Genomic DNA, 13,610 nt, shown 5'->3' with positions numbered 1-13,610 from the left:
CCCCCATTGCCTGCTGCCTTGGAAAAGCGTGACGCGTCACAGCCTGCGAAACACCAGGACGCCTGACGCAGGCAGCACCGCATCGAGCGTTCCCGCCGTGGCTCTGATTTTTCCGCCGCCGTTGCCGATATTCCAGCCGCCATATGTCTGAGCATCGGTATTGAAGATCTCTTCCCAGAGGTCATCTCCTAAACGCTCGCTATGCAGCCGATAGCCATGCTCGAAGGGAGCGTCGTTCAGCGATCCCACCACGAGGAAATCCTCGCCGTCGTTCCATCGATGAAATGCGATCACCCGATCCTCGTCATGCACGTAGGGAACGGCGATGTTGCGAGAACGAATGGCATCTTGGTGGATGCTGAGCGCGATCAGATCGCGATAACAGCTGATCATCCCTGCCCCGTGGCCCGCAGCCTCGCCGAGAATATTCTCGCGGTTCTCCACGAAATCACTGTAACGATAGGGCTTCTGGGCGCCGATTTCCTCGCCCATGAAAAACATCGGCGTCCCGGCCGATAGCAGCGTCATCGCCGCTGCAAACCGGGATCGCGCCTCCGCCCAAGCCCTGGTCTCGCCAACGATCGGCGCGAAATTGACCGCGATGACAGCGGTTCGTGCCGATCCCTCGCGATTACCGCAGTCGTCGTGCGACTGGTTGTAGACCACCTTGGATCGCGCGCTCGTCTGCAATGCGCCGGCAAAGGACGACATGGTCAACGCCCGCTTGTCTCCGAAACCGGCATTCTTCAAAAGCTGCGCCTGCGCGCCGCCGTGATATTCGACAAGGTTGTGATGAAAATCGCCGTACCAGGTGGCGTCGAAGCCGAGCCCGTCGCCGGTCAGGCTCGGCTCCGTCATTGCCGACCAATCCGAATAATCCTCGGCCGTCAGGAAAAGTTGCGGCTTGATCAACCGCATCGTGCGGGTCCACTGCTTCAGGAATTTGGCGCCGAAGGCTGCTGCCCGATCGGCGCGCCGGCCGTCGGCATGCAGCACCGGATATTGGTGGATCGAACTGGTCTGATCGAGCCGGAAGCCATCAATATGGCAGACGGAGACGAGAAATGCGGCGCTTGAGATGAAAAGCTGCCGCACCGCCTCCTCATCGAAGGCAGGCGCCCATCCCGTCGAGATGTTGTCGATATAGCCGCCGGTGGGATCGGCGTAATCGCCGGGACGGCCTTCGTACCAATAATAGATATTGCGGGTGGGATCATTGGAATCATAGGCCCATTGCGCCCGCTCGCCATCCGGATCGAAGTGGTTGTAACAAACGTCCAGAATGACGGCGATGCCCTGCTGGTGGCAGGCTTTGACGAACAACTTCAGCCGGTCGGTGCCGCCGGCCCCCTGATCGGCGGCAAAGAAATGCGAGGTGCCGTAACCCCAGTTGGCCCGCGTCTCGAATTCGGCGATCGGCAACAGTTCGACGGCGTTGACGCCGAGCGCGGAGAGATACGCGACGAAGGCGATCGCATCATCAAGCGTTCCCGGCGTGGGTTTGCCGAAACCGAGCGCGCCGACATGCAATTCATAGATCACCAGATCCTCGAGCCGATTAGGAAGTTTGCGGCCGTCCACGAATTCGTCAACCCAGAAAGCCTCGGCGGCAAGCTCCTGCCCGGACGGCAGCACCACCCGCTTCGGGTCGCAGACGACCGAGCAGCTCTGCGGCCCGTCCAAACCAGCCGGCGATCCGTGATAAGGCGCACCATCCGGATCGAAATCTCCCGCCCCGATCTGCATCAGCGACCAGATGTCGGTCCGGTAGGCGAGCGATCCGTCGTCCTTGGTGACGAGATACATATAGGGCGTGCCGACCATGCCGTCGAAATCGCTAAGGCGGCCATCGTCGCCGGTTTCAACCGACCAGATCCCCTCACCGGTCCTTCGCATGCCGATGGTATCGAGAGTTCCGGTGCCGTCGTCGGCGACGTAGCCGACAGCGGGATCAACGAGGACGAGCGAGACCTCCCGAGCGTTCGGCGCCCAGACCGAGAAGCGGATGCCGTCGGCACCGTTACGCCTTTCAACCCGGTTCGCCCCCAGACGGCCGATCCATGTCAGATAACAGGTCTGCGGCGCTATGCCCTGCCGGAGTTCGAAGGAGCATTCGCGACGCGATGAGGCCTCATCGTCCAATTCGGCGGTGACCGCCCAGAGGTTCGAGATGCCCGGCCGATCGAGCTCGATGCCCCAGCGAAAATTCGTGCCGATCTCGCCATCGGGAAAGGAAACCCTGGCGACAAAGACATCATATCCATCCTCGTCGCGAGAGCGCTGCATTGGAACAGATCTCCAATCGGCCGAGAGGCGGGCCTGCTCGTCCCAACTGCCGCGGAGACGGACATTGTCGAAGGCCATCGACGGCAGGCCGCTGCGAAACCGGAAGTGAACATTGACGGTCATCGGATCCTCCAGATGCATCGGATTTTGCCGGTTCTGCTTATGCGGCAGCCTCACCCAGGCATGATCTGCCGGCTGACCGGAAAAATGCAAGCAAAGATTGATGATCTCATTGGACGAATGGCTGCCCGATACGGGCCACATTCGGAACAATATATCATGGTTAACGGGCAAGCACTGCACGGCCCTCCTCGTGTATTAAATCGAATCGGCAATAGCAAATAGGGATATATTCCCACGGCCGATTCCCTCGTAAACCGGGAGAAAACTATGGCTCAAGCCGTTAGAATAAACGATATTATTCGCTCCTTCGGAATTGATACGCATATCGATTACACCGACGGAAAATATTCCAGCGTCGGAGAGGTTGTCAAAGCTTTAGACTATCTTGGCCTTGATACGGTGCGCGATCACGCCCCCAACTCCGCTTCCGATCCTAACGGTCAAACCCATCTCGGCGATGCAGCCGAAGCAGGCGTGCAGTTCGTCTTCAGCGCCCAGCGGGAAGTCGACCCAACCACGGTGGCCCAACGGCTGCATACTTTCGTGCAGGCCCATCCCGGGTCGGTCGTCGGCATCGAGGGGCCGAACGAAGTCAATAACTGGCCGGTCAGCTATCACGGTCTTAGCGGCCAGGCGGCAGCCATCGCCTATCAGAAAGACCTGTCTGCCGCCGTCAACGCCGATCCGTTGCTGAAGAACATCCCGGTCCTCGGCTTTACCGGATATACGGTCGCTTCCGCGTCGGATTACACGACGATCCATACCTATGCGAAGGACGGCGACCAGCCATTCTCATGGCTTTCCCGCGAAGCCGGCGTTCAGCGCGCTGCCGATCCGGGCAAGCCGCTTGTTATCACCGAGACCGGTTATCATACCTCGCTCACCGCCGACACCAATGGCGGCTGGGAAGGCGTCAGTGAAGCGACGCAGGCAAAGCTGGTGCTCAATACGCTGATGGACGGCGCAGCACTCGGATCGAAGCAGACCTTCATCTACGAGCTGCTGGATGCCTATTCCGATCCGCAGGGCGCCAATCAGGAAAAGCATTTCGGGCTTTTTCATCTCGACTATTCAGCAAAGCCGGCGGCGACGGCGATCCACAACCTGACCGAAATACTGGGCGACGACGGCGCTGCGAAGGCGAGTTTCAGCGCAGGGACGCTCAACTACTCGATCGACGGCATGCCGTCCTCCGCCCACAGCTTGCTCACCGAAAAATCGGACGGCAGCTACCAGATCACCATCTGGAACGAGCCCGACATCTGGAACCAGTCTACCGACGCGGCCATTCAGGCTGCGACGACAGGCGTCAAGGTCAATCTCGGGTCCTCGTTCGGCTCCGTGAAGGTTTTCGATCCGATGAGCGGGACGACGGCGATCAAAAGCCTCAGCAACGTGTCGTCGCTGACGGTGGATGTCGTCGACCATCCGGTAATCATCGACATCGGTGGCGGCAGCGCCAGTACGCCGCCGCCGGCCACCGGCCATCTCTATGGCGGCACGGGCGACGACATATTCACCGTGAGCAGCCCCACTCAAATTGTCGACGAAAGCCGGGGCGGCGGAACCGATACCGTGATGTCGTCGATCAGCTTCAGTCTCAAGGATACGACGCATACGATCGGCAACGTCGAGAACCTGACGCTGACCGGCACCGCCAATCTGAACGGCACCGGAAATGGCCTGGCGAACACGCTTGTCGGCAATTCTGGCAACAATATCCTCGATGGCAGCACAGGCGCCGACCATATGTCGGGGCGTGCCGGCAATGACACCTATGTGATCGACAATGCGGGCGATGTTGCCGATGAAACGGGCTCGTCCGGCAGTGACACCGTCAGGGCTTCGACCTCCTTCAGCCTGGCCGATGTCAAGCACGCGGCCGGCACGATCGAGAATCTCACCTTGACCGGAACGGCCAATCTCAGTGCGACAGGCAACAACACGGCCAACATCCTCACCGGCAATGACGGCAGCAACACGATCAATGGCGGCAAAGGCGCCGACCAACTGAGCGGCGGGCTCGGCAACGACAAGCTGTTCGGTAAAGCCGGCGCAGACACGCTGACCGGCGGCGGTGGCGCCGATAGCTTCGTCTTCGATGTGAAGCCCGACAATGGCAGCGTCGACAGGATCCGGGATTTCTCCTCTGCGACCGGCGACAAGCTGCTGCTCGACCATTCGATTTTCGCAGCGCTCAGCCTGTCCGGATTTTCCGATGAGAATTTCGTTCTCGGCACGAAAGCGCTCGAGGCCGACGACAAGCTAATCTACGATCAGGCCAGCGGCATTCTATCTTTTGACGCGGATGGAAGTGCTGCGGGCGCGGCAATCCATGTCGCGGATCTCGACAATTCCGCGGCGCTTCATTTTAAAGATTTCCTGCTTGTCTGATCCTACCGGCCTGTCGTCTTCTGGCGGCGGGCTGCCGAACCTCGCGCGTTTCCAGGCTCCCCTTGCCGAGGTGACATTCCCGGCCACATTCCTCCGTTGACTCAACTCGCAGCACCGGAGAAGCCTTTGCCCTGGATCGCTTATGTCGTCCATTTCATTGCCGCAGCGTTTCTGACCAACGGCGTCCCGCATTTCGTCAACGGCGTCAGCGGCCGGCGCTTTCGAATCCCGTTTTCGCAACGGGGCAAGCTCGGCGCGCCTATAGTGAACGTCGTCTGGGGCTGGGTCAATTTCCTGATTGCCTTCCTGCTGTTCGCCAATATCGGGCCGCTCTATATCGGCACGCCGGGCGATACGATCTTCGTCGCGGCCGGCATGCTCGTCGCCGGCATCCTGCTCGCCCGGATTTTCGAGGGCGACCCCGGATATAAGTAACTTGCATGATGATAGTCACTACTGTAGTGACATCACCATGCAGCGGACAAGCTTCAGCCAATTCAAATGCCCGGCGGCGCGCGCGCTCGACAGCGTTGGCGACTGGTGGAGCATCCTGATCCTGCGCGACGCCTTTCAGGGGCTGTCGCGTTTCGACGATTTCCAGAAGAGCCTCGGCGTGGCGCCGAACATCCTGACGCGGCGGCTGAAACACCTGACGGATCAGGGACTGTTCGAACGGCGGCTCTACCGCCAGCGCCCTGCCCGCTACGAATATCGACTGACGGACAAGGGCCGCGATTTCTTTCCGGTGCTGATGACGCTGTTTTCCTGGGGAAGCCGGCACATCCCGGAAGAGGATCTTGCCTATCTGCTCGGCGACTCCGCCTCCGGCGAAGCGCGCGAGACGGTACTGGTCGACGCGCGGACCGGCCAAGAAATGACCCCAGAAAACACCAGCCTGCTTGCAGGCCCCGCCGCCGACGACGAGGTGCACGCGCGGATCGCCCGCATGCGCGCCTGGTATCTCGGCATCGACGCATAGAGAGGAAAATATCATGGATCGCATCGTTGTCACCGGCATGGGACTTGTCTCGCCACTCGGCACCGGCGTCGAGCCCGCCTGGAAGCGCCTTCTTGACGGCGGCTCGGGGCTGAGGGTGCTTTCGGACGGTGTCGTCGGCGAGCTCCCGGCCAAGGTCGGCGGTATCGTTCCTGGTATGACCGAGGATGCTGAGGCCGGTTTCGATCCCGACCGTTACATCACCCCCAAGGATCAGAAGAAGATGGACCGCTTCATCCAGTTCGCCATGGCGGCGACGGAGGAAGCGGTGAAGCAGGCCGGCTGGATGCCGACCGACGAAGCGAAACGCGAGCGCACGGCAACGATCATCGCCTCCGGGGTCGGCGGGTTTCCAGCGATCGCCGAAGCGGTGCGGATCGGCGAAACACGCGGCGTGCGGCGACTGTCGCCCTTCACCGTGCCCTCCTTCCTGGTCAATCTCGCCGCCGGCCAGGTCAGCATCCGCTACGGCTTCAAAGGTCCGCTCGGTGCGCCGGTGACGGCCTGTGCGGCCAGCGTCCAGGCGATCGGCGATGCGGCGCGGCTGATCCGCTCCGGCGAAGCGGATGTGGCGATCTGCGGCGGCGCCGAAGCCTGCATCGACAAGGTGAGCCTCGGCGGCTTTGCTGCCGCCCGCGCGCTTTCCACCGGCTTCAACGAGACGCCGGAGTTGGCGTCGCGGCCGTTCGACACGGCACGCGACGGTTTCGTCATGGGCGAAGGCGCCGGCATCCTGGTCATCGAAACACTCGAACACGCGCTTGCCCGCGGCGCCACGCCGCTCGCCGAACTCGTCGGCTACGGCACGGCGGCCGATGCCTATCACATGACCTCAGGTCCCGAAGACGGCGACGGCGCGCGCCGGGCGATGGAGGCAGCGCTCAGGCAGGCGAAGATCCCGGCTTCGGAGGTCAAGCACCTCAACGCGCATGCGACCTCGACACCGGTCGGTGACAGGGGCGAGATCGCGGCGATCGCCACGGTCTTCGGCCGCAATGGCGGCATTGCCGTCAGCGCGACGAAATCGGCCACCGGCCATCTGCTCGGGGCCGCCGGCGGGCTGGAGGCGATCTTCACCATCCTGGCGCTGCGCGACCAGATCGCGCCGCCGACCCGCAACCTCGATCAGGCCGATCCTGATGCCGACCGCATCGATATCGTCGGCAAGACGGCGCGGCCGCTGGTAATGGACTATGCCATCACCAACGGTTTCGGCTTCGGCGGCGTGAATGCCAGCGCAATCTTCCGGCGCTGGTCGTAAAGTCCGCTTTTCTTGCGCTAGAAATGGCCTACACTTCTGCTCTATCGGAGTCTTTCCCCCGATAGAGCCGGAGACCCCCATGCGCGCCTTCTTCGCAGTTCTCATTCTGTGTGCCGCGTCTATCCTCCCCGCTGTCCCGGCCCTTGCCGAAGATCCGATCGCCACGACACGAACGATGATCGAGGAGCAGATCACAGCCTTCCTGAAGGATGATGCCGAAGCCGCCTATTCCTACGCCGCTCCCGGCATCAGGGCGATGTATCCCGACAAAAACCTGTTCTTCGCCATGGTGAAAAAGAGCTACGAGCCGGTTTATCATCCTGGCAATTACGCCTTCGGCCGCAGCCGCTCGATCGACAACGGCGCGCTGATCTATCACGAGGTGCTGATTTCAGGCCGCGACGGCAAGGACTGGACGGCGATCTACCAGATGACTCGACAGCCGGACGGCAGCTACAGGATCAACGGCGTGCAGATCATGCCGGATGCGGACAGCAAGGGGATCTGACGCACCGTTTCCTTTCTCTATTGAAGGCGAACTCATTCTACGGAATCGTTGCGCTAATGATTTCGAAATCCTCCTCAAGTAAGAATGTGCCAGCGGAGGTTGTTAAGTTGAACTCTGGCAAGCAATTTTTCACGGCACTTGAGGCGTTGCGCGGAGTTGCGGCTGTCATGGTCATCTTCCGGCATACGGAAGGCGCACTTGGCCCGATATCGCCGAATATCAGCTACCTTGCCGTCGATCTCTTCTTTCTTCTGAGTGGCGTCGTTCTTGCAAATTCGTATGAGAAGCGACTATTAGCGGGGGAGATTTCGCCTGCCGGGTTTCTGTTGCAGCGTGTAATACGGCTTTATCCTCTTTATCTTCTTTCGCTTCCGATTGGCCTTGTCAGCTATGCCCTTCAAATCGGCTTGGACTACCCCACCCTGACGGGACTGCTGCTAAAGGGGATTCTGTTCATTCCAAGTATGAGTGCCGGAAGTCTTTTCCCCTTCAATGCACCTAGCTGGTCGCTCTTCTTCGAGCTTTGGGCCGGTGTGGTGTTCTCCGCTCTGCTGATACGACTATCGCTCAGAAGCTTGCTCGCCATAGCACTGGCAACTACCGGCATGGCCATGTACGGAGCATTGCTAGAAGGCAACCTCGACATCGGTTTCCAGCCAAGTTACTTCATCTTTGGCTTTTCAAGGGTATTGTTTTCATTCTCGCTAGGAATTTGCCTCTACAGACTACATGATCTCCAGAAACCGACTTTGGTTATTAAGGGGAATATCGTCGGTCTTTTTCTGTGTATATGCCTGATCTTCATAACGGGAATATCCGCCAGCACGTTCTTCGGTTTCCCGTATTTCGATTTCTTCATATGCCTTGTTGTCTTCCCGGCCATAGTGTGGCTTGCAATGCGCACGGAACAAACTGGTCTGGTCGAGCTGATATTCCGTTGGCTGGGAAGACTTTCCTATCCGATCTATATCTTGCATGGACCTATTTTCAGTCTGCTGTATTCGCTACGGCGAAAGGGCTTCGAGCTTCCTGCCTCTCCGGCGGCCGGGATGGTCGTGGTAGTCGCGATTTTCATTTTGGCCGGCATCGCCGCCACAGGCTTCGATGAGCCAGTGCGCAAAAAGCTCAAAAGGATGGTTGGGCCAAATCCGGCGTCTGCGGTCCCGGCCGTAAACAGCGCGAAGGCGGGATAGCCCTACACCGACACCGGGTCGAGATCGCCTCTTGCCCATTCTTCCTGCGTCTCTGCCATGAAATCGGCGAAGCGGCCTCCGGCGATCGCCTTGCGGATGCCCTGCATCAGTTCCTGATAATAGGCGAGATTGTGCCAGGAGAGCAGCATGCCGCCGAGCGCCTCGTTGGCGCGGACGAGATGATGCAGGTAGGCGCGTGAATAGTCGCGCGAGGCCGGGCAATTCGACTGCTCGTCGAGCGGGCGCATATCCTCTGCGTGGCGGGCATTGCGGATATTGACCTTGCCGCGGCGGGTGAAGGCCAGGCCATGGCGGCCGGAACGGGTCGGCATGACACAATCGAACATGTCGATGCCACGGGCGACGGATTTCAGCATATCGTCCGGCGTGCCGACGCCCATGAGGTAACGCGGCTTTTCCAGAGGAAGCACGGGCAGCGTCGTTTCCAGCATCTGCAGCATGACGTCCTGCGGCTCGCCGACGGCAAGGCCGCCGATGGCATAACCCTTGAGATCAAGCTGGCTCAGCGCCTCAGCCGAGCGGATGCGCAGCGTCGGAATGTCGCCGCCCTGAACGATGCCGAACATCGCTTTTCCGGGCTGTTCGCCGAAGGCGACCCGGCAGCGCTCGGCCCAGCGCAGCGACATCTCCATGGCGCGCTCGATTTCCTTCGGCTCGGCCGGCAGCGCCACGCATTCGTCGAGCTGCATCTGGATGTCCGAGCCGAGCAGCCCCTGGATTTCTATGGAGCGCTCCGGCGACATATGATGCAGGCTGCCGTCGACATGCGACTTGAAGGTGACGCCCTGCTCATCGAGTTTGCGCAGGCCGGACAGCGACATGACCTGGAATCCGCCGGAATCCGTCAGGATCGGGTGCTCCCAGCGGATCAGCTTGTGCAGGCCACCGAGGCGGGCGACCCGCTCGGCGCTGGGGCGCAGCATCAGGTGATAGGTATTGCCGAGGATGATGTCGGCGCCGGTTTCGCGCACTTGGTCGAGATACATCGCCTTGACGGTGCCGACGGTCCCCACAGGCATGAAGGCCGGCGTGCGGATCGTGCCGCGCGGCATGGAAATCTCGCCGAAGCGTGCGCCGGCATCGGTCTTCTTCAACGTGAATTGGAAGTTCTCTGTCATTTGTCTTTCCGGAAAAGAAGGCTCGCGTCGCCGTAAGAGTAGAAGCGGTAGCCAGTCGCGATGGCGTGTTTGTAGGCCGCATGCATGGTCTCAAAGCCTGAAAAGGCCGAGACCAGCATGAACAGCGTCGAGCGCGGCAGGTGAAAATTGGTCATCAGCATGTCGACCGCTTTGAAACGATAGCCAGGCGTAATGAAGATGCCGGTGGCGCCGCTCCAGCCGCGGATCTCACCGCTTTCTTCCGCGGCACTTTCGATCAGCCGCAGCGAGGTGGTGCCGACGCAGACGATGCGCCCGCCCTTTGCCTTGACGGCGTTCAGCCGTGCGGCAGTCTCAGCGCTGACGGTGCCGCTTTCCAGATGCATGCGGTGATCGTCGGTATCGTCGGCCTTGACAGGCAGGAAGGTGCCGGCGCCGACATGCAGGGTGACGAAATGGCGTTCGATCCCGGCTCTGTCGAGTGTCTCGAATAGGGCGGGCGTGAAATGCAGGCCGGCGGTGGGCGCGGCGACGGCGCCCTCCTCGCGAGCATAGATCGTCTGGTAATCGGCGCGGTCGCGCTCGTCCTCAGGCCGCTTGGCGGCGATATAGGGCGGCAGCGGAATGTGGCCGACGGCGGCGATCGCCTCGTCGAGCGCCGGGCCGGAAAGATCGAAAGCGAGCGTCACCTCGCCAGCCTCGCCCTTTTCCTCGACAGTGGCATCAAGCGCGCCGAGAAAGCAGCTTTCGCCGGAATGGCCGAAGGCAATGCTATCTCCCTCCTTGATACGCTTGCCGGGCTTGGCAAAGGCCTTCCAACGGCTCGGGCCGACGCGCATGTGCAGCGTCGCCGACACCTGCTGGCCGCCGGCGCCGTCGCGATGGCGGATGCCCTCGAGCTGGGCGGGAATGACCTTGGTATCGTTGAAGACCAGCGCATCGCCCGCCCGCAGGAACGACGGCAGATCACCGACGCAATGATCAGAGAGCAGGCTTTCCGCAGGCGGCACGCTTTCCGCGTGGGGATTGACGACGAGCAGGCGCGCGCTGTCGCGCGGCTCGGCGGGCCGCAATGCGATGCGTTCATCGGGCAGATCGAAATCGAAAAGGTCTACGCGCATAAGGGTACTTTCAAAGCGAAACCCGCCCCCGCGCGGTTAGGCGCAAGAGCGGGTTTCAGCAGAAATCACAATCAGACGTCGGCGGCAACCCGCATCGAGACGATCGAATCCGGATCGGAAACCGGCTCGCCGCGCTTGATCTTGTCGACGTTGTCCATGCCTTCGATGACCTGACCCCAGACGGAATACTGCTTGTTCAGCCAGGGTGCATCGGTGAAGCAGATGAAGAACTGCGAATTGGCCGAGTTCGGGTTCTGCGAACGGGCCATCGAGCAGGTGCCGCGCGTATGGGTGGTCGCCGAGAATTCAGCCTTCAGATCCGGCTTGGAGGAGCCGCCCATGCCGGCGCGGCCGGGATTGAAGGTTTCCGAACCTTTCTTGCCGAATTCGACATCGCCCGTCTGGGCCATGAAATCCTGGATGACGCGATGGAAGACGACGCCGTCATAGGCCTTCTCGCGGGCGAGTTCCTTGATGCGGGCGACATGCTCCGGGGCGACCTGCGGCAAAAGCTGAATGACGATCTTGCCCTTGGTGGTTTCCAGAATGACGGTGTTTTCGGGATCTTTGATCTCGGCCATTGTCTTCTCCTCTTGTTTCTTTCGTAACTTACTTCTTGCCCAGGGTGACTTTGATCATCCGGTCGGGACTTTTGACTTCGCCGTTCTGGCCTTCGCCGCGCTTGATCTTGTCGACATTCTCCATGCCGGAAACGACCCTGCCGACGACGGTGTACTGGCCGTTGAGAAAGGAGCCTTCAGCAAACATGATGAAGAACTGCGAATTGGCGGAATTCGGATCCTGCGAACGAGCCATGCCGACCGTGCCGCGCACGAACGGGGTCTTGGAAAACTCGGCCGGAATATCCGGCATGTCGGAGGAGCCGGTGCCGGCGAGGCTCGCATCGAAACCCTTCTCCATATTGCCGAATTTGACGTCGCCGGTCTGGGCCATGAAGCCGTCGATGACGCGGTGGAAGGCGACGTTGTCGTATTCGCCCTTCTTGGCCAGCGCCTCGATCTGGGCGACATGCTTCGGCGCGACCTCAGGCATCAGCTGGATGACGACCGGGCCGTTCTTCAGCTGGATGGTGAGATAATGATCGGCCGACTGGGCGAAGGCATCCCCCGCGAAGGAAGCGAGATACAACACGCCGGCAAATGCGAGATAAAAGAGTTTCATATGGGCTCCGTTGCGGCGGGTTCCGCCTGGTCTTTGCGCTTGCTAGTATTGGCGCTTGCTAATTTTGGCGCTTGGATGTGAGGGCTTGCAAGACGGCGGCCGGCACGAAAGCGCTGACATCGCCGCCCATGGCGGCGATCTGGCGGACCAATGTGGCGGTAATGGGCCGCGAGGCGGTGCCCGCCGGCAGAAAGATGGTCTGGATATCGGCCGCCATCGTCCTGTTCATACCGGCCATCTGCATTTCATAATCAAGATCGGTGCCATCGCGAAGACCGCGGATCAAAAGCGTGGCGCCATGACTGCGTGCGGCATCGACGACAAGATTGTCGAAGGCCACGACGTCGATGTCGCCGGTCTTGCCGGGCAGCGCTTCAGCCAGGGAAAGGCGGATCAGCTCGGCTCTCTGCTCGAAGGAAAAGAGCGGCGCCTTGCCGGGATGGATGCCGATCGCAACGATCACCTTTTCGGCGACGTTCAGCGCCTGAACCAGAACATCCACATGCCCATTGGTGATCGGGTCGAAGGACCCGGGATAAAAAGCTGTCGTCATCTGGCCCGACCGTTGGTTTGACGCCTTTTGTCACGGATGCTGCCTTGTCGCAAGTGATTTGGCCAATCGTCCCGGACGGTTGAACGGCGGATGAACGGCCCGTTCAAGGCGGTTTCAGACGGGATCTGCTTAACTCAAATCATCAAGACAGCCGATGCCATTCCGGCATCCGCCGCCCCCTGGGAAGACCAAGTCCATGCTGATCGTGCTCGTTGCACTTGCCGTCGTTTCCTCGCTTGCCGCCGAGATGGCCTATGGTTATTTCGCCGATCGCTACGAAGTGAGCTGGGTGCGGCCGGCGCTTGCCGAACATGCGGCGATTGTGCGCGCTCAAGGCCGGCTGCGCGAAAAAACGACGTTCGAATCTGAACGCCAGATGAACGAGACATTCAAGGAGGCTTCAGATCGGCGTTGGTAAACACCCGTCAACATCCGGCGGAACCATTTTAAAACGGATGCGTTCATTCAACCGACATAGATGCGATTATCGCGGCAGGAAGGACTAAAGATGCCCGGCAAGATTACGATGATTAACGTGCTCTGGATGGTAATGGTCACGGGCATGCTGACCGCAACTGTCGCTCTCTATGATCAGAAGATTGGTACGTCCAAGGTTTATGGTCCTTATGCTTCGGCCCGGACGGCCGTACTGGGCCAGTACTGAGGGGCGGGAACGCAACTCCCCAGGAAAAGGAATGCCTATGTTCACGATCTTGACAGTGCTCACGGCCCTTATCAGCGTCATGTTCATCGTGTCTGTAACCTCGACGATCTCAGCGCTGCGGCGCGAAGGCGAAGAGGTAAAGGCACTGAATGAGAAACATAGAGCGTTCTGACTTTCCTCTTTTTACTTCCCTCTTCCCCACCTTGAGCA

The 13,610-nt window shown here is 60.3% G+C and carries 13 protein-coding genes and 1 pseudogene; 8 read left to right on the top strand and 6 right to left on the bottom strand.

Annotated features, from left to right (window positions below; translation table 11 throughout):
• Positions 1–36: 36 nt before the first annotated feature.
• Complete coding sequence (locus tag GR197_RS27650; protein ID WP_164015415.1) at positions 37–2,409, bottom strand: alpha-amylase family glycosyl hydrolase; 2,373 nt, start codon at positions 2,407–2,409, stop codon at positions 37–39.
• Positions 2,410–2,676: 267 nt separating this feature from the next.
• On the opposite strand from GR197_RS27650, the gene GR197_RS27645 reads away from it, so the two are divergent.
• The 6 genes from GR197_RS27645 (at position 2,677) to GR197_RS27620 (ending at position 8,762) form a co-directional block, all read left to right on the top strand.
• The gene (locus GR197_RS27645; protein WP_164015414.1) at positions 2,677–4,803 is read left to right on the top strand and encodes a calcium-binding protein; all 2,127 of its coding nucleotides are present in this window, start codon (positions 2,677–2,679) and stop codon (positions 4,801–4,803) included.
• Positions 4,804–4,929: 126 nt separating this feature from the next.
• On the top strand, positions 4,930–5,238 hold the full coding sequence (locus GR197_RS27640; RefSeq protein WP_164015412.1) for a hypothetical protein: 309 nt from the start codon (positions 4,930–4,932) through the stop codon (positions 5,236–5,238).
• 37 nt (positions 5,239–5,275) lie between these two features.
• Positions 5,276–5,782: a winged helix-turn-helix transcriptional regulator gene (locus GR197_RS27635; RefSeq protein ID WP_164015447.1), complete on the top strand. Its 507-nt coding sequence runs from the start codon at positions 5,276–5,278 to the stop codon at positions 5,780–5,782.
• 13 nt (positions 5,783–5,795) lie between these two features.
• The gene (gene fabF / locus GR197_RS27630; protein WP_164015410.1) at positions 5,796–7,061 is read left to right on the top strand and encodes a beta-ketoacyl-ACP synthase II; all 1,266 of its coding nucleotides are present in this window, start codon (positions 5,796–5,798) and stop codon (positions 7,059–7,061) included.
• 79 nt (positions 7,062–7,140) lie between these two features.
• On the top strand, positions 7,141–7,569 hold the full coding sequence (locus GR197_RS27625) for a DUF4864 domain-containing protein (protein ID WP_164015408.1): 429 nt from the start codon (positions 7,141–7,143) through the stop codon (positions 7,567–7,569).
• 107 nt (positions 7,570–7,676) lie between these two features.
• On the top strand, positions 7,677–8,762 hold the full coding sequence (locus tag GR197_RS27620; protein ID WP_164015406.1) for an acyltransferase family protein: 1,086 nt from the start codon (positions 7,677–7,679) through the stop codon (positions 8,760–8,762).
• 2 nt (positions 8,763–8,764) lie between these two features.
• Here GR197_RS27620 and tgt read toward each other — a convergent pair whose 3' ends face one another.
• The 5 genes from tgt to coaD form a co-directional block, all read right to left on the bottom strand.
• Positions 8,765–9,901 carry a tRNA guanosine(34) transglycosylase Tgt gene (tgt, locus tag GR197_RS27615; RefSeq protein WP_164015405.1) on the bottom strand — a complete coding sequence of 379 codons (1,137 nt, stop codon included), beginning with the start codon at positions 9,899–9,901 and terminating at the stop codon, positions 8,765–8,767.
• On the bottom strand, positions 9,898–11,001 hold the full coding sequence (gene queA, locus GR197_RS27610; protein WP_164015403.1) for a tRNA preQ1(34) S-adenosylmethionine ribosyltransferase-isomerase QueA: 1,104 nt from the start codon (positions 10,999–11,001) through the stop codon (positions 9,898–9,900). The genes tgt and queA overlap by 4 nt, the downstream gene beginning before the upstream one ends.
• A gap of 71 nt (positions 11,002–11,072) precedes the next feature.
• Positions 11,073–11,582, bottom strand: coding sequence for a peptidylprolyl isomerase (locus tag GR197_RS27605; RefSeq protein WP_007628975.1), 510 nt, complete (start codon positions 11,580–11,582; stop codon positions 11,073–11,075).
• Between the two features lie 28 nt (positions 11,583–11,610).
• A complete protein-coding gene (locus tag GR197_RS27600; protein ID WP_164015401.1) occupies positions 11,611–12,183 on the bottom strand; it encodes a peptidylprolyl isomerase in 573 nt (190 codons plus the stop codon).
• Between the two features lie 58 nt (positions 12,184–12,241).
• Positions 12,242–12,736, bottom strand: coding sequence for a pantetheine-phosphate adenylyltransferase (coaD, locus tag GR197_RS27595; protein WP_164015399.1), 495 nt, complete (start codon positions 12,734–12,736; stop codon positions 12,242–12,244).
• 90 nt (positions 12,737–12,826) lie between these two features.
• Between coaD and GR197_RS32525 the strand changes: the two are divergent.
• Positions 12,827–13,116 (top strand): annotated as a pseudogene (locus GR197_RS32525) (hypothetical protein).
• Between the two features lie 128 nt (positions 13,117–13,244).
• On the top strand, positions 13,245–13,400 hold the full coding sequence (locus GR197_RS32135; protein ID WP_204330423.1) for a hypothetical protein: 156 nt from the start codon (positions 13,245–13,247) through the stop codon (positions 13,398–13,400).
• Positions 13,401–13,610 lie beyond the last annotated feature (210 nt).

Source organism: Rhizobium phaseoli, assembly GCF_010668805.1.
Classification (GTDB): Bacteria; Pseudomonadota; Alphaproteobacteria; order Rhizobiales; family Rhizobiaceae; genus Rhizobium; species Rhizobium phaseoli_A.
Note: the sequence above shows the minus strand (reverse complement) of the source record. Positions and strands in the feature narration are given on the sequence as shown.